Source organism: Bacillus sp. SB49 (genome assembly GCF_000469135.2).
Classification (GTDB): Bacteria; Bacillota; Bacilli; order Bacillales; family Halobacillaceae; genus Halobacillus.
This window is the reverse complement of sequence record NZ_CP048117.1, coordinates 497,081-523,499: the sequence shown is the minus strand read 5'-3', so window position 1 is coordinate 523,499 and position 26,419 is coordinate 497,081. Positions and strand designations below refer to the sequence as shown.

Sequence of the window (26,419 nt, the reverse complement as noted above, 5' to 3'; positions counted from 1 at the left end):
CCCTCCTTGCACGTAAAGTGAAGGAAAAAGTGGCCGGAAGCCACTTTTTCGTTTTATCTATTTATTATTGGTCAACCTTCGTCTCTTCTAATGAAATCGTCGTCACCGTAGGATGAACATCAAATCCGCTTACACGATCGCTGAGTGCCGACGTCTGCGGGTTGGCGTACAAGAAGACCATCGGAGCATCTTCGGCAATCATACGCTGTGCTTCTGCATAGATTTCCGTCCGTTTCTCTTTATCCATCTCTTTACGTCCCTGTTCCAACAATGCATCGACATCCGGGTTGGAGTACGCCTGTTGGTTGTACATGCCGTCTGTATGGAAGATGTTATAAAGGAACTCATCTGGATCGACGAAACCGACCCAGCCGACAACAGTCATTTCAAAATCTCCATTACCGAGAGCATCAAAGAAGACACTGTCCTCCTGGGAGACGACCTCGACCGTCACGCCGACTTCCTGAAGCTGCTGCTTAATGACCTGCGCGGCATCGATCTGCGCTTGGTTCGTACTCACTTTCATTGTCAAACTCAAGTCAGAGACTCCTGCTTCTTCCAACAATTGACGCGCTTTGTCCAAATCCTGCTCTGGATACACGGCATCTTCCAGGTGTGCCCAGTGGTTGTCCGGAATCGGGCCGCTTCGTAGCGGAGTCGCCTGTCCCAGCTTCACGACGTCGTTGACAGCATCACGATCGACAGCCCACGCAATGGCCTGACGGACCTTCGGATCGGACAATGGACCTGCCTCGGTATTCAAACCGACATACTCCCAATACGTTCCGGCGACAGTCTCCACATTGACGTTGTCTGCCTGCTCCAATACTTGGACATCCTTCGGCTGTGTTTGGAGAAGAATATCGATCTCCCCGTTTCGGATGGCTGTAGTTCGTGCTGTTTCATCCGGAATCGAACGCCACACGACTTTATCTAAATAAGGCAGTCCATCTTTAAAGTAGTCCTCATACTTCTCCAGGACCATTTCCTGATCCTTCGTCCACTCACCCAATGTGAATGGGCCGCTGCCGGCATCCGCACCAGCCAGGTCGCCGCCGTTCTCATCGACGATCGTTTTGTTGACAATGGCATTCATCGGATAAGCAAGGAATGTCAGGAACGGAGCGACCGGCTCGGCTAAAGTCAGAACGACTGTCGTGTCATCCGGCGTCTCGATACTTTCCAAGGACTCAAACTGAGCCGCCCTTACTTCGTTTTCTATAATTCTTTCAATGGAGTACTTCACATCTTCTGAAGTCAAAGCGTCCCCATTATGAAACGTCACGCCGTCGTGGAGGGTCAAAGTATAGACCGTACCATCATCAGAAACTTCATAATCCTCTACTAAGTCTCCTTCGATTTCTCCGTAGGTCCCTTTCTCATACTTGAACAAGGTGTTGTACATGTTCTCGATGTAGCGCATGGAGGCTGCATCTGTCACGACGTGAGGATCGAGACTCTGTCCTTCGGATAGATCTGTGATCGTCAATGTTCCACCTTCCGAAGCCTCCCCTTCCTGATTATTCTCCTCCGAACCGGAATCAGATGAACCAGACTCCGTCGGGTCCTGACAGCCGGCAAGCAAGAGCAGCAGGGATACGAGCAGCAACAACCAGTAGATTTTCTTCATTCAATAATGGCCCCCTTTTTTATTTTCAGTAAATTTAAAAAATACAGTAATTTTATTATATTGTAGAAACCTGTCGTATTTATATGGGAGATGTTCCAAAGAATAAAAGCAAATGTTAGGAAAGTTTACAAATCAGGGGATCTTCAAATTTTATGGATTTGAACGTTACATTTCGGAGAGGACAGGGAATGCTTACAATGGACATTCCATAAAATTCTGGAAGGAGCAGATAAGATGAACCAGCAACAGCTCGACCGAATTAAAAACGGAAAAGGATTTATTGCCGCTCTGGATCAAAGTGGCGGAAGTACGCCGAAGGCTCTGGCTGATTACGGCATTCCTGAAGATGCCTACAATAATGAAGACGAGATGTTCGATAAAGTCCACGAGATGAGGACAAGGATCATCACCTCCCCTGCTTTCGATTCCGAAAAAATTCTAGGAGCTATTCTTTTTGAGAAAACGATGGACCGTAAAGTCGAAGGGAAATACACAGGAGACTATCTCGCGGAGAAGGGCATTGTGCCTTTTCTGAAAGTCGATAAAGGGCTTGCCGATAAAGAAAACGGCGTCCAGCTCATGAAACCGATCAACGATCTCGACGAAACGCTTCGTCGGGCGAACGAGCGGAAAATATTCGGAACGAAAATGCGCTCCGTCATTCACGATCCGGATGAAAGTGGAATCGAAGCAGTGGTTCAACAGCAGTTTGATATTGCCAAACGGATCCTCGCTTCCGACCTGATGCCGATTGTCGAACCGGAAGTGAATATTCACAGCGAAGAGAAAGAGAAATGTGAAGAGCTTCTTCGCAATCATATTCTTAAACACTTGAACGAGTTGGAAGAGGATCAGCAGGTCATGTTGAAGTTGACGATTCCAACAAAAACGAATGCGTATAAGGAACTTGTCGACCACCCGAAAGTCATTCGTGTCGTCGCTCTCTCCGGAGGTTATGAACGGGAAGAGGCCAACGAGAAGCTGACAGCGAATGATGGGTTAATCGCGAGCTTCTCCCGGGCACTTGTCGGCGATGTGTATGCAGACCAGTCAGACGAAACGTTTGATCAGGCCCTGCAGAATGCCGTCGATTCCATTTACGCAGCTTCTGTACAAAAAGGCAGATAATAGAATTCAGAAAAGGCGTACACCGTGGTGTACGCCTTTTTCATGAACGGGAAACCTATTCTAAGGAAATAGGAAATAGTAACGATATTCCTCTTTCCCTTTTCCTATCATTTGTTCATGATCCTTCCAATCTTTTATACTTTACTTAAAGAAAGGTGGTCCCCACTTATGGAAACGATGGAACAGCTTTACCAATCCAACTTCAAAGATAACGCCTACCCTTTTTATGAAAAAATGAGAGATAAACAACCCGTATTTCAAATGTCTGATGGCACTCCCGCTACGTGGCTTGTCACCAAATATGACGATGTCAAAGAAATGCTGAAGGCGCCGGGTTTCCTAAAAGATCAGACGAAGCTGATCCAGAGGACGCCTGACGATGACGGTGACAAAGAAATCACTATCTTCGAAAACATGATGCTTGATGTCGACCCCCCTGACCACACGCGCTTACGCAAGCTTGTCCAGCCCTACTTCCACCCGAAAACGATCAAGGAATTGACTCCACGGATCAGTGAAATCGCAGATGATCTAATCGAGCAAATGAAAAAGAAAGGAGGACCGGTGGACCTGATCGACGATTATGCCTTCCCTCTGCCGATCATCGTCATCAGTGAGATGCTCGGTGTACCGGCAGAAGACCGGGATAAGTTCCGGAAGTGGTCCAACTCCATCGTGGCCGCCTCCAACGAAGAGGACACGGATTTTGCAGCGGATGTGGAAGCCTTCACTACCTATTTGACCGACCTCTTTGAGAAGAGAAAGCAGAATCCGACCGACGATCTTGTTTCCTACCTTATCCAAACAGAGGAAGACGGAGAACAGTTGAGCCGGCAGGAGTTATATTCGATGATCTTCCTTTTGATCATCGCCGGTCATGAAACCACCGTCAATTTGATCGGTAACACGATGCTCGCCCTTTTTGAGCACCCGGACCAGCTGGATTCAGTCAAAAAAGATGCTTCCCTCATCCCGGGAGCCGTTGAAGAAGGACTGCGCTACTACAGTCCTGTCGACTTCTCGACAGCAAGATGGGCCGCCGACGACATGGAGTTTCGCGGGCAGACGATCCGGCGCGGCGATATGGTCTTAGCCTCCATCAGCTCCGCCAATCGGGATAACGATAAATTCGAAAAGGCAGACACGTTTGACGTTACAAGGAAGAGCAACGGTCACGTCGCGTTCGGCTTCGGCATTCACTTCTGCCTCGGTGCCCCACTCGCCAGATTGGAAGGGAACATTGCATTGGAGAAGCTGTTTGCATCGCTCCCTGCCATCACAATCGACCCGAACGGAGAGGCGCCCGAATGGCGCTCGATCTTTCTTCTACGCGGCCTGCGCAGTCTCCCTGTCACCTGGTAAACGAAAGAGGCACTCGTTATAGAGTGCCTCTTTTCCTATTTATCAAAAAATGTAAAAAAACCAGCTGAGATACGATAAAATGTAGAAAAAGGAGAGATGAAGATGGAACAAACGTTGATTCAAGCAGATGACACGTGGCTGTTGTGGGCATTTCTTGCCGGCTGGGCAGCTGTAAGCATTTATCTGGAGCAAAAATACAAATGGGCAGCCAAAATGACCGGAGCCATCATCGCCCTCGTCGGTGCCCTGATCCTCGCCAACATAAAGGTGATTCCGACAGACGCACCCGCCTACGATGCCGTATGGACATATGTCATTCCTCTGGCTATCCCGCTGCTCTTATTTCAAGCCAATTTAAGAAAAGTGATCAAAGAAAGCGGACGGATGCTGTTCATCTTCCTGATCAGCTCCATCGGTACCGTCATCGGTGCGTACATAGCCTTCTTCTTCCTGAAAGATACCATTCCAAACCTGGATAAGATAGCAGCAATGGAAACAGGCTCTTACATTGGCGGAGGTGTGAACTTCGCCGCCCTGTCCGGCAAGCTGAACCCACCCGGAGAGCTCGCCGCTTCCGCAATCGTTGCCGACAACCTGTTGATGGCTTTGTATTTCTTTGTGTTGATCCTGATCCCGGCCTCCTCCTTCTTCCGCAGGAAATTCCGGACTCCCTACATCGATGAGCAGGAACGCACCGTCGACTCGTCTAAAAATACGGCAGCAGATTATTGGAAGAGGAAGGACATCTCTCTTAAAGATATTGCGCTTGCAAGCGGGAGTGCGTTCGTTTTGGTGGGTGTTTCCTTCAAGCTGGCGGATTGGATCAGCGCCTGGATTCCATCAGGCGAAGGAGTACCGGTGTATTTAAACATAATGAACGGATTATTTGGAGATGGTTATTTGATGCTGACGACTATCACCGTTCTTGCTGTCACCCTATTTGATAAATTTTTCGATAACATACATGGTGCACAGGAATTGGGGACCTACCTTATATACATTTTCTTCGTCGTCATCGGTGTACCCGCATCGATTCCATTATTGGTCCAGAATGCTCCGCTGCTTATCATCTTTGTCGCGATCATCGTTTTCTTCAACATGCTCCTGACATTCGGAGTCGGTCGTTTGTTCCGTTTCAGCCTGGAGGAAATGATCGTAGCAAGCAATGCCAACGTCGGCGGGCCGACGACCGCAGCAGCCTTTGCTATTGCGAAAGGGTGGCAGCGGCTGATTGTCCCTATCATGTTGGTCGGCACACTCGGATACATCATCGGCAACTACGCCGGCAGTATGATGTACTATGTCTTTCAATCTATGTAAACGGGACCTGACTGCCTGAACTATCCCTCAGGTAAAGTCTTTTTCCCTTCCTATCTCTTTTCGAACAAGCGAAAGGCCCCTCCAGAGAGGGGCCTTTTTTTACTTATATAGAAAGTTTCTTCGCGAGCGAATACATGGATTCATTCCGAACCGGCGTTTCTTTATCAATCTCTGACAGCTCATAAGTGATGAGCTCCTCTTCCTTCAAGCTGACATAGAAGCCTGTCTGGCCAGAATTCAGAAGTTCGACCGCATAGGCACCGAGACGTGTCGCCATCATCCGGTCTCTTGCAGACGGCGTTCCACCATATTGGGTATCATCCAAAATCGTTACCCTCGCTTCCACGCCGGCTTCCTCCTTCAATCTCGCTCCGAAATCCGCTGCATTTCCGACTCCCTCCGCCATGATGATAATGCGGTAACGGTGGTCCTCCTGATCTTTCATTTCCTCGATCACCTCATCAAGCTCCGCTTTTCTCTCCGGGATGATGATGGTTTCCGCACCACCGACCAAGCCGGCTGATAGAGCAAAGGTACCGGAATCTCTCCCCATCACTTCGACGATGGTCGTCTTCTCATGAGAATCCGCCGTATCCCGAATACGATCGATATTCTCCATGATCGTATTCAAAGCCGTATCGAAGCCGATCGCCGACGCTACATGAGGAATCGTAGAATTGATCGCAGCCGGGACTGCTATACAAGCGACACCCTTGTCTGCGAGAACATGCGCCATCTGCAATGCTTCCAGACCGCCGATTACGATTAAGGAATCGATTTCAAATTTAGTAAGCTGCCGCTTGATTTGTTCCTGTGCTTCTTCTTCGAACATATCCATATCCTGAGAAGACTGTAGAATCGTGCCCCCTCGGGAAAGAATCGTCCGTACCGCTTCCTTGTCCAGTGTCTCTACGGATTCTTCTAATAATCCGTGAAATCCGTTATGGATTCCTACCACTTCCTTGCCGGAAGCCATTCCTGACTTCACTACTGCCCGAATGACAGCATTCATACCGGGAGCATCTCCTCCACTTGTCAACACGCCTATTCGATTCATTATCATCACTCACTTTCTGTCGTTCACATCTGGATGTTCAGAGGCAAAAGGAATTCCACCTTTTCCCTGACCTAATCCTTATAATAACATTTTGCGCCTTTCAAAGTCGTGGGAATGCTCTTCATCCATGATTTATGAAAAAAATCCCCCGCCCGGCAGGATCCCGGACGGAGGATTTCGTTCTTATTTAAATAATGCTAACAATCGCTCAAAGAACCCTTTTTCTTCTTTCTTTTTCGGTTTCTTCTCTTCTTTTTCCTCCTGCTTGACCGCTTCCGTCTTCATGACGAATTGGACAGAATTAATCTGCTCATTTTTCTCAGAAACGAAGGACACCGGCTCATAATCCGACTTGTCGTATTCCTCTACCATCTGATCGATTTCGGACTGCATCTGGCCCGGGAGATCACTCGTTGCAGAAGCCAGCTCTGAAGTGCCGCCTTTCAACCGGCCGGCCCCCTCTTCAAGCTCTGCCGTTCCATCCGTCAAACCGGCAATTCCCCCGTGGATATCCTCATAGGAATTCGTCAGTTCCGCTACGCCCCCCGTGTACTGCTTCAAACCCTGATGGAAGGTCGCATAATTGGAAGTGAGCTGATCGAAACCCGTCTGCAGTTCAGCAATGGAACCTGCAATATCCATCCTTTCAAGACCGGCTCCGACCTGATCTGCTACGTTGTAAAGCTGGTTACTCATCTCTCCGAGAGAAGCGGAGCTCTGTTCCAAAGCAGGCGTCACTGCTTGGAATGCCCCCTCTGCATCCGTGAAGGCTCCTTTAGCCGCTTGGGCTGCTCTATATGTTTCCAAAAGCTGGTCAATGATATCCTGATCCGCCCCGCTGTCACGAAGTGCCTGAATATCCGCTTCTGTAATGTTATATCCCGGAATTGCTGCGATGGCATCAGCCAGTGCCTGATTCGCTTTTCCATACTGAGCATTCAAATCATCGATTTCCGACTGGGCGTTCTTCAGGCTGTCCGCCAACTCACGCAGCCCGCCCTCTACCTTCGTCAAATCATTTAAATCGACGTCACCAGTGCCGCCCTGAACCGCTTCATTCATCTGCTGAAGGGCGGATTGTATGGAACCAGATCCTTCCACAAGTTCCGATGACCGGCTGTTCAGGCTTTCCATCCCCTGTTTGTATTGCACAGAGCCGTCATAGAGGCTCGCCACCCCGCCGTTCAATTCTTTAATACCATTCTGTAAATCGCCGACACCGTTATCAATGCTGGCGGTTGCCTCTGCTAAAGACCCCATGTCGTTTTTCACTCCACCGATATCCGGTGCATCAATGGCCATGGAGGAAGGTACAGCGGTGAACTCGATACTTTCCATCTCCATATTGTCAGCTTCCGCCGTAACGGTGAAATCACCTTCTTCTTCGGGGAGAACGGTAAAGGTCACTTGCCGGTCCTTCCCGGCATTGGCCACCGTTCCTTCCTCCGCTTCAATATTCTCGAATTTAGAAGAAGCCATCGGAATCGTAATCTGCATTAAATAGTTGTTGAAGAAACTAGCGTCCGCCTTCTCATTCTTCGTCGTCTTAATTTTAATTTCGAGCTTTCCGTCCTTACCGGCAAGTTGATCCGCAGAGATCTCTTTGCCATTAAGCACATAGGTCACGTCCAGGTCCCAAGGAAGAGGGGTATCCCCTTTCAAGTTGCCTTGGTAATAGAACTCGTCTTCTTCTGCTGTCCATTCGACCTTTTGACCTTCCTGTTTGATTTCATTAACATCGGTCAGGTTCTGCACGCTCGTATAAGGACCATAATCGACAATGCTTCCTTTATCCTTTATATCAAAATTGTTGATGACATAGAGCTTTTCCTGGTCTCCATCCGGTTTCAAATTGGCGTAGACCACTTCATGTTTTGCTGAAAAGGATCCTTTGTCTCCCTGATCCTTCCCACCTTCTTCTGCTACAACTGGAGAAACAGCTGTCAGCAGGAGAACACACGCAGAGCCGACTGCCGTCATACGTTTAATACTCATCGCTCATTCTCCTTTATAGAAATTAGCTTTGTACGTCGTCTTCCTGATGATTGGATCAAGAACGACCATCAGAGCCGGAAGTACGAATACAACCATCAGGAAGGCAAGCAGCGCCCCTCGACCAAGCAGCAATCCGATCGATGAGACGATCGGGTTGGAAGAGGTCATCCATAAAATGAATCCGACGCTCGACAAAATGGCAGCCGACACGAAAATTGAGAAGATCTTCTCATCAATCGTTCTCTTGATGGCCTGCAGGGCCGGCATGTCTTTACGCAGGTGGTTGTAATTCTCTGTGAACAGGATCGCATAGTCCACCGTAGCTGCCAGTTGAATCGTACTGATCAGCAGGTAGCCGACATAGACAAGTGGCGTATCCGAGAAATACGGAAACGATAAGTTAATCCAAACCGACAGCTGTATCGTCACAAGCAGAATCAGCGGAATCGAAATGGAACGGAACGTCAACAGCAGCACAAGCGCAACCGTAATGATCGTCAGTGCATTGACAAGCGTGTTATCCTTCTGCACGATATTCTTCATGTCATACAAGGTTACGCTTTCCCCAAGAAGGTGGTTCTCTTCATAATATTCATCCGCGGTTTCTTTCACCTTCTCAATCAGAGAGAACGCTTCCTCTCCTTCCGCGTCCGTTTCCGTATATAACGTGATGCGGGCATAATGCTCGGAATAAAAGGCCTCGGTCATCGATTCATCCAAAAATTCAGGCGGAATGGCCGGGCTTACGATATTCACGTAAGACATCACGCTCGAAATACCTTCCATATCCTCCAATTCCTGAACAATCTGCTCTTCTTTAGCCCTGTCTCCACGCGGGACGAGAAGCACCATCGGCATATTCTTGCCGAACTCCTGTTGAATCGCTTCGACATCCTGGCCTGCTCTCGTATTATCAGGCTGCTCCCCCGTTCCGTAGATGAAGCTCGTTTGCCCTTGCGCAAGGTATGCCGGGACAATAAGCAGGACGACAAGAATCAGACTGGGAACCTTGAACTTCATGACTCGGCGCCCGACATTCTTGAAATCAGGAATGAACGCTCTATGCTTGGTCCGGTCGATCCACTTATAGAACATAAGCGTAAGAGCCGGAAGGAAGATCATGACGCTGATGAAGCTGAGCAATATCCCTTTCAAAAGGTTCAGACCGAGGTCGGAACCGATTCCGAAATCCATGAATGTAAGGGCAGTGAATCCGAAGAACGTCGTGGAAGCACTGGCAATGATTGCGGGGAACGAACGTTTCATGGCCAACTGCATGGCTTCTTTCGGATCTTCCACCTGCTTGCGGTAATCGGAGAAACTGTGCAGCAGGAAGATGGCATAATCCAGGGATACAGCAAGCTGCAGAATCGGTGCCACCGACTGAGTAACGAATGATACTTCACCAAGGAAGATATTCGTGCCTAAATTAATCAGAACCGATACGCCGATCGCCACCAGGAAGAAGACAGGCTCCATCCATGACGTCGTCGACAGCACGAGAATAAGAATGATGATCGGAACGAGCAGAGCCGCCGCGTAGGCTGATTCACTACCGGTCATTTTCTGGGATGTCGCGGTATTGACAGCTTCCCCTGCAACCGCATTATCCTCTCCGATCAACTCATAAATCGCATCGGTCGCATCTACTTCAAATCCTTCCGCGATGTTCAACGAAAACAAAGCGGCGTTATCTTTATAGTAGGAGTCCGTCATATCGGCATCTGCCATTTCCAATGGAACTTTTAAATCAACCACATCGTCGAGCCATGTGACGCCGCTGACTCCTTCAATCGCCTCCAGGTCTTCTTTATACTGAAGTGCCTCGGTGATGGAAACATCCTGAATCATCACTCGCGCATTCTCCACCGGCTCATCGAACTCTTCCTCCATTAAATCCATCGCCTCCATCGACGGTGAATCCTGTGGAAGATAATCGACCATATTATAGTTCACCGATACAGCGAACTGTGCCACAGCACTTAGTAAGGTAAGTATCGTAAATAGGATGACAATGCTTTTCTTATGTTTGATTACTGATGATGTCCAGCCTATAAGGCCTCCCCCTCTCTTGCAAAACGCGTTGGTACACTTTAATATTTTATTGACACTGTGTTGGATATTCAACAAACAGTTTTATAAATTACGTCAGTTTCCCGACACGAACATGCCTTTGTGTTGGATTGTCACATAACTGTAACGGTTAAGGAGTGAAATCATGAGTGGAAAACTGGACCGCAGAAAGAAATACACAAGAAAAGTTCTCAAAGAAAGCTTGATCATCCTGCTCGCAGAAAAGAAGATAGCCGACATCACCGTCAAAGAAATTTGTGAAATCGCCGATATCAATCGTTCCACCTTCTATACCCACTATACGGATCACTACGACCTCCTTCATAAAATAGAAGCAGAGATTACCGAAGATATGAAGCAGTATTTACAAAATTACAGCTATGAAAAAGAAGAAGAATCCCAGCAGATGACGGAGAAGATCCTGGAGTATATCATCGACAACAAGCGTATGTTCCAAACCCTTCTTACGAGCGACTCCGCTTCCAGCTTCGAACAGAAGATGATGGAGCTCGCGAGGAGCTTCATGCTGAATAATTGGATGAGCGACAGTAAGGTAGAGAAAGAAGAATCCGAATACTTCAGCTCCTTCGTTATCAGCGGCGCCATTCATGTCATTAAGGATTGGATCAGGAACGACATGACCCAGCCGCCAGGGCAGATGGCTGCCATGATCCACACCTTCATCAACCACGGCTTCTCTTATGTAGAATAACCTGCTGACAAACTACGATACAAAAAAGAGCGGTAGAACCCTTGAGTTCTACCGCTCTTTTTGCATGTTCAGAAAGAGAGCTTGCCTGAACGGATATCATCCGTCATCCCTTTGTATGGAGCCTCAGAAACAACCGTCTCCTTATCTATTCCAACGTGCTTCTTAAAGGTGATATCCGCGAATTCAGGTACGACATATTTAGGATACGTCTCATACTTCTCTCTGGATTCCTCCATCAACTCGATATGATCGTTCTGATAACAAACTGTGATATCCGGACGTTCATGCACCCACTTAGGGAAGAAAATAACTCCGTGCATCCGGTCTTCATCGGGCATGAAATTCAGCGAAACGTCGGTACCTGTAGGCTCGGTCCAGGAAACCTTGAACACACCGTCGGTAATTTTGACGATATCTACTTTTTGGTTACGGACCCAGCGTCCTCCGACCATACCGCTGTGGATCCGGTAGTCGATCGTATCCGCATTCTTAATGTACATTTCATATTCCCAGCCGTTCTCGTACGTATAGATCATTTGCGTTCCAAGAAATTCATTCAAGTTTTTCATGCTGATTTCACCTCTCCAATTATTAAAACATGTAACTATTTACATGTTTTATTTTACATGTAAAACTTTACTCTTATGCTATAATGTTGTCAAACGATCGAATCAGGAGGTCTCGGATGGGACGCAGAGTATTAAAATATGCAATTTTAGGTTTACTGAGTAAAGAAGATAAGAGCGGTTATGATATCACTGCTGAATTTAAAGGGGCGATCGGACAATTTTGGAGTGCCAAGCACAGCCAAATCTATGTAGAATTGAAAAAGCTCCTGGAGGAGAATTTAATTTCTCTCTATATTGAGATGGCAGGAGCCAAGCTGGAGAAGAAAATGTATCACCTTACCAGTGAAGGAGAGGAAGAATTGAAGAAGTGGCTGACCGCCCTGCCGGCGGAGGTCGAAACAGAAAAAGATACTTTCGCTCTCCGGATGTATTTCCTGAAGGATATCCCCGAGAATAAACGGGCGGAGGTATTTGAAAACCAGAAGAAGCTTCGAAAAGATAAGCTGTGTGAGCTTAAATCAGAATTCCAGAGCCTTTTCGGGCCGGATACCGACCCACTTCAATTAAATGCAGAAGAACTCGGTCATTATTTCGTATTGACGAAGGCCATTACCAGAGAAGAAGGCTATGTTGCCTGGCTCGAAGAGAGTATTCACTTCCTTCAGAGATGATCATAAGAAAAGGAAGGCATCATTACAGCAGATGCCTTCCTTTTCTTAATTACTAAACATGTATTTTCCGTGATTTTTACGGAGCGACAGAGCGATTCCCACCATCATCATCGTCGAGAACAGGGAACTTCCCCCGTATGTAATGAAAGGAAGTGCGATCCCCTTCACCGGCATCAAACCGATGACCATTCCGATATTCTGAAAAATTTGTGCAGACATGCTGACCGCTATAGACACCATTAAACAAGTTCCGAAGAATACCTCCGTTTCTTCCGCAAACTTGAAGAACTTGTAGATGAGCAGAAAAAAGAGGAGTACAACGATAGTGGCTGCAATGAATCCTCCCTCTTCAGCAATGGCGGCAAAGATGAAGTCGGTGTGCTTCTCCGGAATGTAAATTTCTCCGTTCATCAGCCCTTTTCCGGTAAATTGACCACTTCCCGCCGCCAATTGCGCCCTGTGACTCTGATAAGACTGATCCTGACTCGTCGAAGGATCGAGAAAACCGACAATCCTATCCTGTTGGTGCGGCTTCAAAAGAGGCAGCACATATTCCTCCATCACTTCAGGCTGATACAGGAAAAGAGTGACCACCGAAACAAGGAGCACCACTGGGACGATCACTAAAACAGCCAAAATTCGTTTCGAAATGTTCGAGAGAAAGATCATACTCCCGATTCCGATGAAATAGAGTATGACCATTCCCGTATCCGGCTGCTGGTACACGAACAAGGCAGGCGGAACGGTCAACAACATAAGTTTCCCTAACATCCTTATATCTGTCCAGATAGTACGGGCTTTCCCGGCCTGGTAAGTGGCAAGGATGCTCGCGGTTAAAATAAACAGACTGATCTTCAGAAATTCCGACGGCTGTATGGAACCGATCAACGGGATATTGAACCAGCGCTTCGCTCCATAGATCACAGGCGCAATCCCCGGCGGTGCCCACCTCAACACGAATACCGATGCAAACGAACCGATGTAAAGGGGCCACGCCAGACGCTCAATTTGATCGATATCCAATTTAGCCACGATCAGCATTAATGTGACACCAATTGCATAATTGATGACTTGTCGACCCGCAAAGTTGATCGAATATACGCCTGCATTCTGACTGCTGTATATAAAAACAACACTGATCACAAAGAATGAAACGATTATACATAAAATCCCTTGGTCCAGCTTCTCCCAGTACGAAGCTTTCGTAGTCAATGATGCGCTCCTTCCGACTGTCCGAAACGCCGGAGTCCGTTCTTACCTTAGGTCATGACTTCGTAACCATCGACAGATACAACTGAACAGCTAACGCGTCATCCACATACCCGATTGGGAAGAAATAATCAGGGATGACGTCAACCGGGGCTATGAAGTACAGAAGAACTCCTCCAATAACCATAAGCTCCCGTCTACTCTTCTCTTTTTGAAAGAAAGCGTCATACATACGTTCCAGCTGTTGTATAAACGGGCCGGCGGCGCTTCCGACTTTCATTAATTTTTGTTTGAAATTTTCTTTTATGGACGCTTTTCCTTCCTCTGTACCGGCATAGGCCTGGTAAGAGGATACCTCTCCTTTAAGACGATCAAGGGAAAAATCACCATCATAACCTTCACTCACCTTCAGTAACTGATGGATCGTTTCGACGGATTGTGCAAGCTCATCGCTTCCCTTCTCCTCCTCATCCAAAGGATAATCCGCCAACCTATATAAATCTTTCAAAGGCACATCTAAAACTCCAGCGAGTTTTTCCAGATGTGCCGGTGTCGCTCTTCTTCTGCCGTTCATGATTTTAGAGACAACAGCAGGGTCGATGCCCGCCCTTCGTCCGATTTCTCTCATGGAAAGAGCAAGCAGCCCCATTCGTTCCTTTAAATATTCACCAAGTTTTGTTGATGAAGACAACAGCTTCACATCCTTACCGATTCATACATTTCATTTCTTTATTATAACATCTCAACCGTAGACAAATTGTCAACATTTTAAGCATACTTTTTCCTGACAGAAATCCTGCGGTATGTAGAGATATTAACAAGGATGCCTGCCGAGAGCAATAGAACGATCAAAGAAGAGCCTCCATAACTGATGAACGGGAGCGTTATTCCGGTAATCGGGAGTAATCCTGATACGGCACCGAGATTGAAGACCGCCTGCAAACCGATTTGGAAGGTCAGTCCGACAGCCAGCAGCTTCCCGAACGTATCCTTTGTTTGGACAGCGATACGTACCCCGCGGTACAAAATCGTCACATATCCCCCGAGGATGATAAGCAAGCCGATCAAGCCAAGCTCTTCCAGTACAATCGACATAATGAAATCCGTGTGCGCTTCCGGTAAATAGCCCATTTTCTCCACGCTGTTTCCAAGTCCTCTTCCTGTCCACCCCCCGGAAGCGATCGCTTTATAAGAGCCGATTAGTTGATACCCTTCCCCATTCGGGTCTGCCAACGGATCACGGAAAGAAAGGATGCGATCGAGACGATAAGAAGCAGTAAGGGCGAAATAGACGACGGCACTCCCGGCAATGGATCCAAGTATAAACAAATGCTTCCCCTTAACACCTGCACTCCATACGATGAACCCGCATGGAATGGCGATCGCGGATGCTGTCCCCAGATCCGGCTGCTGAAGCACGAGCAGGAAGACGACTGCCAGAAGAATCAAGGGCGGGGCGACCCCTTCCCGGAAATGATGGATCACCCGCTGGCGTTTCGAATAGAAATAGGCAAAATAGAGAAGCATGACAAGCTTGATCATTTCCGTCGGCTGAAGCAGAACGGGACCGATATGCAGCCACCTTTGAGAGTGATTCCTCTCTACGCCCACTGTCAGCACGGCAACCAGCAGCACGAGGGAAACGACGACCATCATGGTTATCCACTTCCCGTACCATCTGTAAGGGAGATAAGATGCTAAGGCCATGACAGAAATGCCGATTACAAGAGAGAACAGCTGCCTTTTGAAGAAGAACTGGGCATCTCCAAACTCCATGTACCCTTTGACGAAGCTCGCACTATATACCATCACCACACCGAAGGCTGCCAGAAGAATGACTACGACAATCAGCGCGTGGTCCATTTTCTTAAATTGATTCCACATCTCCTGTCACCATCTCACCGTTATATTTATTCCCTGGTGCTCGTTCATTATGGTACAAACGTTGACAAATTGTCAACATTGATCCGATAAAAAATAGACAGACCGAGCTGCCTATTTTAACTTTACAGAATTTCGTTGGACCAATTTCGTATGAAGCGTATATTTAGAATCGACATCCTGATTCTGGAGTGCTTGAAAGATGATATGGACGGCAAGTGCACCCACCTCATACTTCGGTTGAGATACCGTCGTCAGCGGCGGGGAAACGAATTCAGATATCTGGATGTCATCAAACCCGATGATGGAGATGTCTTCCGGCACCTTAATCCCGTATTCCTCAAAGGCCTTCAATCCACCGATCGCCATTTCATCATTTGCGAAAAAGACAGCTTCCGGCATCTCCTGCTGGGCAATCAACAATTTTGCAGCTCTGTAACCACCCTCCCTGGTAAAATCACCAGAGACCTTCCACTTGGATTGAAAAACGATGTTGTGCATATCCAATGCTTTCTTGAAACCCTCCAAGCGCCTCTTGTTATCATACGAATTCGAAGGGCCGCTTACATACCCGATTTTTTTGAAGCCGTACTTAATTAAATACTCGGTCGCAATGAAACCACCATGTTCGTTGTCTACCTCTACATGATAAATATTATCGTTATTCAACTTCCTATCGAGAACGACCAAAGGAAAACCTTCTCTCGCAGCTTCGACGGCGATATCATCGTCAATGTTGTGCGCGAGTATAATCGCTCCGTCGACTCTCTTTTCCCGCAGAAATTTAACCGCAGTAGACTCTTTTCCTCCCACGGAACTGCAGGCGATCAGGTCATAGCCGTTCGATACGGCAACATCCTGAACTCCTTTAATTAACTCGGAATAATACGGACCGGATAAATCACTTAATATCAACGCGATCGTATTCGTCCGATGCTTCTTTAAGTCGGAAGCAATGCCGTTTTTCTGATAGTTCAAGGCGCTTGCTGCTTCTTTCACGCGACGCTTTGTTTCCAGACTGATTTTATTACTGTCATTTAAAGCGTACGATACCGTCGATACAGCTACCCCGGCTAATTTAGCTACATCCTTAATCGTTGCCATTGTTCGTGCCCCCATCAAACTTATTTCTTCTGGTTCCTTATCGGCAACCACTCGAGCACGTGTCGAATAGCATAATCCCAATATTCCCAGTTGTGATCTCCCGGCTCGAAAGCAGAATCAATTTCTACTCCTTCCTGCTTACATTGCTCCAGGAACCGTACGTTATGTTCAAACAGAAAGTCATCTTCGCCGCACCGCTGATACAACAGCGGCAGACGTTTACCTGACTGTGAGATTTTGCTGACTCTATCCATTATATCGTTTTCCGTACCTCTTACATCCCCGTCCCCGAAAATCAATTGCAGCCAACGGGATTTATCACTATCTTCTTCTCGCATTTTGTCCAGGTGGAACACCATATCCGTCACCCCGGACATCGATGCGACTGCTTTAAATTGCTCCGGGCGATTCAATCCCCATTTCAACGCTCCGAACCCGCCCATGGAATGGCCGGCAGCGAATGTATCCTCCGCTTCCCCCGATACAGGAAACATGGACTGTACCCGCCTTGGCAGCTCTTCTGTCAGGAACGTCCAATATCTTCCCCCGTATTTCATGTCGGTATAGTAACTGTTATCCACTCCAGGCATAACCACAGCCAAACCGAGTCCTTCTACATAACGTTCCAGAGAAGTACTCCCTGTCCACGTGCGGTGATTGTCACTAAAGCCGTGAAGTAAATATAAGACCGGATATTTACTACTGTCTCCCTTTTCCAATTCTTCCAAAGACGGCTGCGGCAGCAGGACCGTGATCGTGGTTACTTTAGACAATACTTCTGAGAAAAAGCTGCACTCCATTTTCTGCATCGTCCTCGCTCCTTTCTTTTTTCCTCACTTAATTCCGGACACATTAAATCCTTCGACGATATACTTCTGAAAGATGATAAAAATAATTAAAATCGGGAGAACCATGAACGCTGAACCTGCCATCTGCAATCCATAGTTCGTTACATTTTCATCTTGAAGCAGCGCCAATCCTACCGAAAGGGTATAAAGCGACTCATCATTCGCTACGATTAACGGCCATAAGAAACTGTTCCATGATCCGATAAAGGTCAAAATGACTTGAACAGCAAGAATAGGTTTAGACAGAGGAATGATGATACGGGAGAATATATAAAACTCCCCGGCCCCGTCCAATCGGGCCGCCTCGATTAAATCATCCGGGATCGTAACCATGAACTGTCGAATAAGGAATATATTAAATGCAGCGATCAACCCAGGAAGAATAATACCAGCCATCGTATTGGTCAATCCCATTTCATTCAGAATCAAATAAGTAGGAATCATCGTCACCTGACCGGGCAGCATCATCGTAATCAATACCACCATAAACCATGCTTCTTTCCCTTTAAATTCGAATTTGCCGAACCCGTAGCCGGCCATTGTATTAAGGAGCAGCCCGAACATAGAAAATACAACAATAATTAACGTATTGATCAGATAAACATCGAAATTCAGTTCCTGAAACAGCTGTAAGTAATGCTGAAAGGTAGGATTTTCCGGAAAAATAGTAGGCGGAATCGCCAATACTTCGGTTTCCGTTTTAAACGAGCTTAGAATCATCCACAAGAAAGGCAAAGCCACCAATATACCGCCGATCAGCATGATTGCAACGACCAGCGTCTTTTCAAACCTATTCCTTAAATACATAGGAATCCTCCTTACACCGTTTGGTCTTTCCTAAATTTGAACTGCACTAAGGTTGCAATAATGACGATTGCAAACAAGACGAAGGAAGCGGCAGCTCCATATCCGAACTCACTATACTGGAAGCCTTCCTGATAGATGAATAAAGCGATAGAGTTCGTCCCGTTCAAAGGACCACCCTCTGTCATGACGAAAGGTTCCTCGAAGAATTGAAGCCAGCCGATCAAGGTCGTCACGGTAACAAAGAAGGTAGCAAAACTCATGGAAGGCAGAGTAATGTGAATGAGCTTGTGCCAACGGTTCGCACCATCAATATCAGCCGCTTCATAGTATGTACGAGGAATGGACTGTAATGCAGCAAGGAAGATGAGCATGCTTACACCATTACTCTTCCATACAGCTAAGAGAATGAGAGATAACTTCGCGATAAAAGGATCTTCCAACCACGGAACCGGATCGATGTGCAGCGTGTTAAGTACAAAATTAAACAATCCATACTGCTGGTTATACAGAAAGCCCCACACTACCGCGACTGCCACTATGTTGGTAATGGAAGGCATATAGTAGATAACCCGGAAGGTAGAGGAAAGCCATGAACTCAACAACTGCAGAAACAATGCAATAATAAAAGAACTACCCACCGCAAGCGGTACACCGATCATGACATAAATGAATGTATTCCCTAAGGATTGTATAAACACAGGGTCTTTAAACAGCTCCACATAGTTGCTCAGTCCGGCAAAACTGATTGACGACCAGTCTGCAAGACCAGCGAGGTTCATGTCTGTAAAGCTGATTCCAAGAGCAATGATGATAGGTAAGAAAGCGAAAACCATTAATAATAAAACAGCCGGTCCTATAAATAGAAACGGCGTCCACTTTGTCTTCATGTGATTCATCCACGATCCCTCCAAGCCTCTTCCTTAATGTCTGAAAGACTCAGGTCATCCAGGCAGGTATCCTAGTACCCGCCCGATCGACCTGTCATGCAGATGTTTCCTATTAGTCAGTCTGCTAAGACCCTTTCCGTGTCAGCTTTATATTCCTGGATGGCATCATCTATATTCTTCCCGCCGCGATTGATTTCTTCGAGCTTTGTGATCAATTCCTGTCCTAGTCGTTCAAACTCCGGAATCAACGGAAGCGGCTGGGTGGACTCTAACTGTTCTCCGAAAGTACTGACCATCGGATCCTCGGAAAGCAACGGATCTTCCCACGCTTCTTTGTTAGCCGGGAGCTCACTGTTTTCTTCATACCATTTCAATTGCGTATCCTTATCAGCCATCCAATCAATAAATTCAAGAGCAAGGTCTTCCTTATCAGAATTATGGAAAACGGCCAAGTGCGCTCCGCCCATCATCGATTTGTTATTGTCTGCTTCCGGCATGACATGCACGTCCCAGTTCCCTTCAATTTCCGGGGCACGCTCCTTGATAGTCTTAATATCCCATGGTCCGCTGAAGAACATCGGTTTAGATCCGTCCGCAAAAGATTGGAAGAATTCTTTTCCCTCTTCCATTTGAGACAGTCCTTCATCATAGAATAAGTGATGAAGCTCTACCGCTTTCTTAAAGTCAGGACTGTCAAAGTTGTCCGCTCCTGCTCCGACTTCATACTCCCATCCCTGCTGCCATGCCATCATGAAAGGGAATTGAGGATCATTTGCAGGCAAATCGACCGCAAACTGACCTTCCCCGCGATCAGCAAGCTTACGGGAAGCATCGATCATATCCTCCCACGTTTCAGGTCCTTCCGGATAGCCGACTTCCCCCAGGATATCTGTACGATAGAAGAGAAGACGTGTATCTACATACCAAGGAACAGCTATCGTTTTGTCTTCATAAGTAGTGGTACCGATCGCTCCTTCATAGAAGTGATCCGGTTTCAAATTTTCATAGTCCCCGATTTTGTCTGACAAATCCATAAAGGCGCCGGCTTCTGCAAACTCAGCCACCCATGTCGTTCCGATTTGAATGACGTCCGGTCCTTTTCCGGAAGCAACCGCTGTTAATAGTTTGTCATGAGCATTCGCCCAAGGGATGGTCTGCACCTCCACCTTGGCACCGTTCGCATCTTCAAATTCCGTCACAAACTCCTTCAACCCACCGGACATGGTCCACACTTGGAGAGCGTCGGAATCTTCCCCTTCCCCGGAACTTTCATTGGAAGAACATGCCCCCAGAATGAATAGTCCACCGATAAATAAACATAAAACCAATCCTCTTTGCCACTTACTTATTTTTCTCTCCATTTCCGCACACCTCTCACTTTTTAAAAGAATTTAAAACCGAACCGTCGTCTAAACTCTTGCCACAAACAGGTGAAACGTTTCAATAACCAAAGTATAAAATAGCTTGCAAGCGGTTTCAAGTTATTTTTTAAAATATTCCGTATAATACTTTAAGTATCAGTTATATCAGCTAAAAATCTTTTTATATCCGTGTGATGTTATGTAAAAAACCAATTGAAACGTTTCAACAAATCCCGTATAGTTATCTACAAGTTCTTGGAAAGGAGACAGATTATCTTGGACATTACATCGATCTTGAACCAAATGACGTTGGAAGAAAAAATAAATCAATTGATGCAGTTGGCTACTCCATTCTTCCACGGATCTATGGATAGAGGGGAAATCACGGGGCCGATGAAAGCTATGGATGTATCAGAATCTGCAATTATCCAAGCCGGTTCTGTATTAGGCGCTTCCGGTGCAGAGCAGACCATTTCGATTCAACGGGAACATTTAAAACGCAATCGTCTCGGAATCCCACTCTTGTTTATGTCAGATATCGTACACGGATACAAAACCATCTTCCCGGTACCATTAGCATTAGGCTGTTCCTGGAATTTGAATCTTGCGGAAGAATGTGCCGAAATCGCAGCTAAAGAGGCGGCTGTATCTGGAACCCATGTAACGTTCGCACCGATGGTAGACCTTGTCAGAGATCCCAGATGGGGAAGAGTGATGGAGTCTACCGGCGAGGACGCCTATTTGAACAGCGAATTCGCCAAAGCCCAGGTAAAAGGTTTCCAAGGAGATCATTTGAAAGATGATCCTTACCGGGTCGCGTCCTGCGTCAAGCACTTCGCAGCGTACGGTGCTGCAGAAGGCGGACGTGATTACAATACAGTAGACCTGTCGCCGCGTGAGCTCATGGAGTCCTATGTACCGGCTTTTCAAGCGGCCATTGACGCAGGCTGCGAAATGGTGATGGCGGCTTTCAATATAGTGGATGGCGTACCCGCTACGGCTAACGAGCCCCTGTTAAAACAGTTACTTAGAGAACAAATGGGGTTTGGAGGTGTCCTGATTTCCGACTGGGGAGCAGTCAAAGAACTCCTCCCGCACGGGGTGGCGGAAGATGAAGCCGATGCTGCCAGACTGGCCATGCAGGCTGGGATAGATATTGAAATGATGACGACCTGCTACTCCAACCATTTGCCAACGAAGGTAAAAGAAGGGACAGTCGAAGAACACCAGTTGGACGAGGCCGTACTTCGCATCCTGCGGTTAAAAGAAAAGCTGGGCTTATTTGAAAACCCTTACAGAGGGGCGGACATCGAAAAGGAGAAGGAATTTGTCCTTTCAGAAAAACATAGAGAGACCGCTTATGATGCGGCTGTACAATCAATCGTCCTTCTTAAAAACAAACGCCACCTTCTCCCTCTCGATCCAAAACGATCCCTCGCATTGATCGGACCATTCATCGACAGCACCGATATACTTGGTCCATGGTCATGGAAAGGATCACCGGAGGATACGGTCTCTGTACACGACGGGATTGGTAAACATTGCGAATCAACCAGGTTGGTATTTGCCGAAGGTTCCCATATCGAGAAGACTTCCTCTTCCCTTTTGGAAGACGCCCTGAAGAAAGCGGCACATGCAGATACCATCTTGTTAGGACTCGGGGAAGCATCCGAAATGAGTGGAGAGGCAGGCTCCAGAACGAACATCCAAATACCCGAAGCTCAAATGCTGTTGTTCCGGGAAATACAGAAGCTTGGGAAGCCGATCGTCGTCGTCTTGTTCAATGGGCGTCCCCTTGATTTAACGGAGATCGAAGCCGGGGCCGATGCCATTCTTGAAGCATGGTTCCCGGGTACAGAAGGCGGGAACGCCATTGGTGATATCCTGTTCGGACAGGCCAATCCCAGTGGAAAGCTTACAATGTCGTTTCCGAACTCAGTCGGACAAGTTCCTCTTTACTATAATCATTTCAATACGGGAAGACCGAAAGACGCTCCTGATGCACAGGAAAGGTACGCGTCCCAATACTTAGACAGTCCGAATGAACCGCTGTTTCCTTTCGGATACGGCCTTAGTTATACAAGCTATCGGTACGATAACATCAAGTCTTCTTCGGGCACTTTATGTTCCGGTGAGAGCATTACATTTTCTATCGATGTGACAAACACAGGAAACATGGCCGGTACAGAAATTGTTCAATTATATATTCAGGACCTCGTTGGAGAGGTCGTACGTCCGGTGAAGGAGCTTAAAGATTTCCAAAGAGTATCTCTGCTGCCGGGTGAAACGAAATGTGTATCGTTCACTATTACAGAAAAGCACCTCCGGTATGTCCATGCCGACCTGTCACGCTCCAGTGATCCAGGTGAATTCAAGACGTTTATCGGAACAAGCAGCCGGGATGTGTCCGAAGTATCCTTCCGTTTAAAAAAAGATGTTAAGGAGAGTCTCCAATGATAAATCACACGCACGAATTAGAAGCAGGACGTTTGAAATTCACTTTTCTCCCAACGGGCGATCTATACAGCATTCGTTATAACAACCTCTTAATCAACCAAGTTTTATCAAACGGAATAGATGGATCGTTGAATAACCTTTACCTCCGCATCCATCAAGATGATGGCACGTATGCAGCCACCCCTCTCCTCGGCATTCAATCACCCAGTACCGTCTGTTTCGGAAACGAAGCAGTAAGCTGGACCGGTGTTTTCGAATCTGTCGCGTATGAGGTCGTATTCCGGCTGTCCGACGATCATCTATGGTTTTGGGATGTGACATTGAAAGGAAATGACAGGGCGGATCTTTTCTACACACAGGACGTCGGACTTGCAGATATTCAAGCCGTACGCTCCAATGAAGCGTACACTTCTCAATACATCGAGCACACGATTTTCAATCAGGAGGAGAAGGGATATATTGTCTCTTCAAGGCAGAACCAGCCTCAAAGTGGTTCGTTTCCTTATCTGCAGCAAGGAGGATTGAGCAGAATTGCCGGATTCTCAACAGATGGATTTCAATTCTTCGGGTTATCCTATAAAACAACCAACCGTCCGGAAGCTCTTGAAAAAACCACCCTGGCCAACCAGAAATATCAATATGAATTTGCCCTGTGTGCCCTTCAGTCGGAGACCATAAAACTGAACGGAGAGACCACTTACACGTTTTACGGTTTATTCAAAGAGAACCATGCCGAAGCAGTGGAAGAACCGTTTCATCCCGACCATATAGAGAAAGCCTGGAGCAAATCCCGCAATTCTGTACCAGACACGTCTTCCCCTGGTCAACCAAGGTTCAGCGAAATGATCGGTTCTCCTTTAATAACGACAGAACTATCGGAAACAGAACTGCAGGACCTTTACAGCGATCGCATATTGGAGGAGGAAGCAGACGGCACATTATTGTCCTTCTTCACACCGGACTATGCACATGTTGTCCTCAAGCAGAAGGAAGAAACGATGGAACGCCCGCACGGCCATATTTTAATGGATGGGCACAATGATCGCATCCGAAATGATGTGCTCACAACTACTTCCTACATGTATGGCATTTTTAATTCTCAAGTGGCCGTCGGCAATATTTCTATGAACAAGATGATGTCCAACAGCCGCAATCCTCTCAATCTGATTAAGACAGCCGGACAGCGGATATACGTGGAGATGGAAGGAACATACCGTCTCCTTACCATGCCTTCGTTATTTGAGATGGGGCTTAATTATGCGAAGTGGATATACAAGACCTCAGATGAGGTGTTTCTCGTTACGAATTTCATCGATACGGACGGCAGAGGTATTCAGATGGACTTCCAGGCTGAAAGCGGCAAAAGCTATCGCTGCATCGTGACGAGTCAAATAGTAATGAATGCAAACGAATACGACGCCCCCTTTCATTACGACGAGGAAGAAGGCTCTCTGATCTTCAAGGCGGATGAGACAGCGGCTAGTTATCCCGTCCACCCGGGCCTTCGTTATAGAATGAGTATCTCAGGAACGGATTACGAAGTAGTAGACGAAGACTTCCTGACATCGGGAGTAGAGAAAGGAAGCACCTCCCTCGTCATCATGGCTCTGGAGTCTGCTTCAGAATGGACGCTGCATCTGGCAGGTCATTTAAGTAAGACCCCTGCCCCAACGAAGATGATGGACTTCGGTGTGGAAAAGAAACGCTATCGAAACTATATAAATCAGGTCAGGAACCATTTCCATTTATCTCATGCGGATGAACGGATCAATCGGGACATGGAGAAGTTCAATGCTTTGAGCTCCTGGTACACCCACAACATGCTGGTCCATTTCTCCACTCCCCATGGTCTGGAGCAATACGGAGGAGCTGCCTGGGGGACAAGAGATGTCAGTCAGGGACCTTTTGAATTTTTCTTGGCGACAGAGAACTATCAAACAGCAAGAGATATCATTCTTCATGTGTATGCCCATCAATACGCCGGAGACGGCAACTGGCCCCAGTGGTTCATGTTCGATGAGTATTCTTCCATACAGCAGGCGGAAAGCCACGGGGACATTATTGTGTGGCCGTTAAAAATGGTCAGTGACTACCTGAAAACAACCGGGGATTACAGCATTCTGAAGGAAGAAATCCCATATACCGAAGCAGACACATATTCCTTCACAGAATCGAAGTTTTCGTTAATCGAACACATGGATCGACAACTATCCTATATGGACCAACATTTCTTACACGACACCTGCCTCCCCTCTTACGACGACGGGGATTGGGACGATACGCTTCAGCCGGCTAAGGAACAGTTGAAGAAGTACTTGGTAAGCAGTTGGACGACGGCTCTGATGTACCAGGCCGTCCATTCCCTTTCCAGCCTGCTCACCGACAAGGATCCCACACGCGCGGAACGTACAAAGAAAATGGCCGACGGAATTCGAAGAGACTACCACCGATTTATTAATAAGACGGATGTCATTCCAGGGTTCATTTATATGGAAGACAAGGAGCACCCGGAATACATGCTTCATCCCCAGGATCAAACGACCGGCATACACTACAGACTGCTCCCGATGCAGCGAAGCATTATCAGTGAATTATTTACGCCGGAAGAAGCTGCCCGTCATTATGAAATCATAAAAAACCAGCTTACTTATCCGGATGGAGTGAGACTGATGAACCGTCCCGCTACTTATCGGGGAGGAGTGAGCACCCACTTTAAGCGGGCAGAGCAGGCTTCCAACTTCGGACGGGAGATTGGTCTACAGTATGTTCATGCACACATCCGCTTCATAGAAGCAATGGCGAAGCTCGGAAAAGATCAAGATGTGTGGGATGGGTTGGCCGTGATTAATCCTGTCCGCATACAAGAAGTGGTACCGAACGCATCACTACGTCAAAGCAACGCTTATTTCAGCAGCTCCGACGGGGCTTTCCTGGATCGTTATGATGCCCAGGAGCACTTCCATCAATTGAAGGACGGAAGTGTACCAGTCAAGGGCGGATGGCGGATCTATTCCAGCGGTCCCGGTATCTATATGAACCAGCTGATCAATCAGGCTCTCGGGGTACGGCAGGAAAAGGACAGCATCGTCATCGATCCAGTCGTTCCAGCCAATATGGACGGCTTACATTTTCATTTCGAGCTTCTCCACCGGCCCGTTACATTCATCTACCATCTGAATTCCGAAGCATCTATGATCACGGCAAACGGAAATAAACTCACATTAAAAAGTACCTCCTCCCCTTACAGGCAAGGCGGATGGAAAATTGCAAAAGGAGAATTAGAACCATACCTTAGCAGCAAAGAAAATACGATCGACATCTATCTTTGAACAACAAAAAGGACTTCCG

The 26,419-nt window shown here is 47.1% G+C and carries 20 protein-coding genes; 7 read left to right on the top strand and 13 right to left on the bottom strand.

Going from position 1 to position 26,419, the window contains the following annotated elements:
* Positions 1-64: 64 nt before the first annotated feature.
* Positions 65-1,630 (bottom strand): ABC transporter substrate-binding protein, encoded by a 1,566-nt coding sequence (locus M662_RS02730; RefSeq protein ID WP_026578791.1) that lies wholly within the window; start codon positions 1,628-1,630, stop codon positions 65-67.
* Between the two features lie 234 nt (positions 1,631-1,864).
* Between M662_RS02730 and M662_RS02725 the strand changes: the two genes are divergently transcribed.
* The 3 genes from M662_RS02725 (at position 1,865) to M662_RS02715 (ending at position 5,440) form a co-directional block, all read left to right on the top strand.
* Entirely contained in the window at positions 1,865-2,758 is an 894-nt protein-coding gene (locus M662_RS02725) for a fructose bisphosphate aldolase (protein WP_008634463.1), read from the top strand.
* Between the two features lie 168 nt (positions 2,759-2,926).
* Positions 2,927-4,120, top strand: coding sequence for a cytochrome P450 family protein (locus M662_RS02720; protein ID WP_026578792.1), 1,194 nt, complete (start codon positions 2,927-2,929; stop codon positions 4,118-4,120).
* 102 nt (positions 4,121-4,222) lie between these two features.
* Positions 4,223-5,440: a DUF819 family protein gene (locus M662_RS02715; protein WP_026578793.1), complete on the top strand. Its 1,218-nt coding sequence runs from the start codon at positions 4,223-4,225 to the stop codon at positions 5,438-5,440.
* A 103-nt stretch (positions 5,441-5,543) separates the two neighbouring features.
* Here the strand turns inward: M662_RS02715 and M662_RS02710 are convergent, their stop codons facing one another.
* The 3 genes from M662_RS02710 to M662_RS02700 all read right to left on the bottom strand — a co-directional run bounded on the left by M662_RS02710 (position 5,544) and on the right by M662_RS02700 (position 10,436).
* Positions 5,544-6,497, bottom strand: coding sequence for an ATP-dependent 6-phosphofructokinase (locus M662_RS02710; RefSeq protein ID WP_026578794.1), 954 nt, complete (start codon positions 6,495-6,497; stop codon positions 5,544-5,546).
* A gap of 183 nt (positions 6,498-6,680) precedes the next feature.
* Positions 6,681-8,492 carry a hypothetical protein gene (locus M662_RS02705; protein WP_026578795.1) on the bottom strand — a complete coding sequence of 604 codons (1,812 nt, stop codon included), beginning with the start codon at positions 8,490-8,492 and terminating at the stop codon, positions 6,681-6,683.
* A 3-nt stretch (positions 8,493-8,495) separates the two neighbouring features.
* A complete protein-coding gene (locus M662_RS02700; protein ID WP_026578796.1) occupies positions 8,496-10,436 on the bottom strand; it encodes an efflux RND transporter permease subunit in 1,941 nt (646 codons plus the stop codon).
* Positions 10,437-10,710: 274 nt separating this feature from the next.
* On the opposite strand from M662_RS02700, the gene M662_RS02695 reads away from it, so the two are divergent.
* Complete coding sequence (locus M662_RS02695; RefSeq protein ID WP_008634452.1) at positions 10,711-11,277, top strand: TetR/AcrR family transcriptional regulator; 567 nt, start codon at positions 10,711-10,713, stop codon at positions 11,275-11,277.
* A 68-nt stretch (positions 11,278-11,345) separates the two neighbouring features.
* Here the strand turns inward: M662_RS02695 and M662_RS02690 are convergent, their stop codons facing one another.
* The gene (locus M662_RS02690) at positions 11,346-11,846 is read right to left on the bottom strand and encodes a phenolic acid decarboxylase (protein ID WP_026578797.1); all 501 of its coding nucleotides are present in this window, start codon (positions 11,844-11,846) and stop codon (positions 11,346-11,348) included.
* A 116-nt stretch (positions 11,847-11,962) separates the two neighbouring features.
* Here M662_RS02690 and M662_RS02685 point away from each other — a divergent pair, with 116 nt between their 5' ends.
* Positions 11,963-12,517 carry a PadR family transcriptional regulator gene (locus tag M662_RS02685; RefSeq protein ID WP_026578798.1) on the top strand — a complete coding sequence of 185 codons (555 nt, stop codon included), beginning with the start codon at positions 11,963-11,965 and terminating at the stop codon, positions 12,515-12,517.
* A 45-nt stretch (positions 12,518-12,562) separates the two neighbouring features.
* On the opposite strand, the gene M662_RS02680 is transcribed toward M662_RS02685, so the two are convergent.
* The 8 genes from M662_RS02680 to M662_RS02645 form a co-directional block, all read right to left on the bottom strand.
* Positions 12,563-13,729, bottom strand: coding sequence for an FtsW/RodA/SpoVE family cell cycle protein (locus tag M662_RS02680; RefSeq protein ID WP_008634447.1), 1,167 nt, complete (start codon positions 13,727-13,729; stop codon positions 12,563-12,565).
* Positions 13,730-13,781: 52 nt separating this feature from the next.
* Entirely contained in the window at positions 13,782-14,417 is a 636-nt protein-coding gene (locus tag M662_RS02675) for a DUF1232 domain-containing protein (protein WP_026578799.1), read from the bottom strand.
* Positions 14,418-14,494: 77 nt separating this feature from the next.
* Positions 14,495-15,610, bottom strand: a complete 1,116-nt coding sequence (gene ftsW / locus M662_RS02670) for a putative lipid II flippase FtsW (protein ID WP_008634440.1) — start codon at positions 15,608-15,610, stop codon at positions 14,495-14,497.
* Positions 15,611-15,721: 111 nt separating this feature from the next.
* Positions 15,722-16,711: a LacI family DNA-binding transcriptional regulator gene (locus tag M662_RS02665; protein WP_008634438.1), complete on the bottom strand. Its 990-nt coding sequence runs from the start codon at positions 16,709-16,711 to the stop codon at positions 15,722-15,724.
* A gap of 20 nt (positions 16,712-16,731) precedes the next feature.
* Positions 16,732-17,520: an alpha/beta hydrolase gene (locus M662_RS02660; protein WP_008634435.1), complete on the bottom strand. Its 789-nt coding sequence runs from the start codon at positions 17,518-17,520 to the stop codon at positions 16,732-16,734.
* Positions 17,521-17,544: 24 nt separating this feature from the next.
* Entirely contained in the window at positions 17,545-18,366 is an 822-nt protein-coding gene (locus M662_RS02655; protein ID WP_008634433.1) for a carbohydrate ABC transporter permease, read from the bottom strand.
* An 11-nt stretch (positions 18,367-18,377) separates the two neighbouring features.
* Positions 18,378-19,262, bottom strand: a complete 885-nt coding sequence (locus M662_RS02650) for a carbohydrate ABC transporter permease (protein WP_008634431.1) — start codon at positions 19,260-19,262, stop codon at positions 18,378-18,380.
* A gap of 107 nt (positions 19,263-19,369) precedes the next feature.
* Positions 19,370-20,614 (bottom strand): sugar ABC transporter substrate-binding protein, encoded by a 1,245-nt coding sequence (locus tag M662_RS02645; protein ID WP_008634429.1) that lies wholly within the window; start codon positions 20,612-20,614, stop codon positions 19,370-19,372.
* 303 nt (positions 20,615-20,917) lie between these two features.
* Here M662_RS02645 and bglX point away from each other — a divergent pair, with 303 nt between their 5' ends.
* Together bglX and M662_RS02635 are read left to right on the top strand one after the other, a co-directional pair.
* Positions 20,918-23,071, top strand: coding sequence for a beta-glucosidase BglX (gene bglX / locus M662_RS02640; RefSeq protein WP_051349000.1), 2,154 nt, complete (start codon positions 20,918-20,920; stop codon positions 23,069-23,071).
* Entirely contained in the window at positions 23,068-26,400 is a 3,333-nt protein-coding gene (locus M662_RS02635) for a GH36-type glycosyl hydrolase domain-containing protein (protein ID WP_026578801.1), read from the top strand. Before bglX ends, M662_RS02635 begins: the two co-directional genes overlap by 4 nt.
* Positions 26,401-26,419 lie beyond the last annotated feature (19 nt).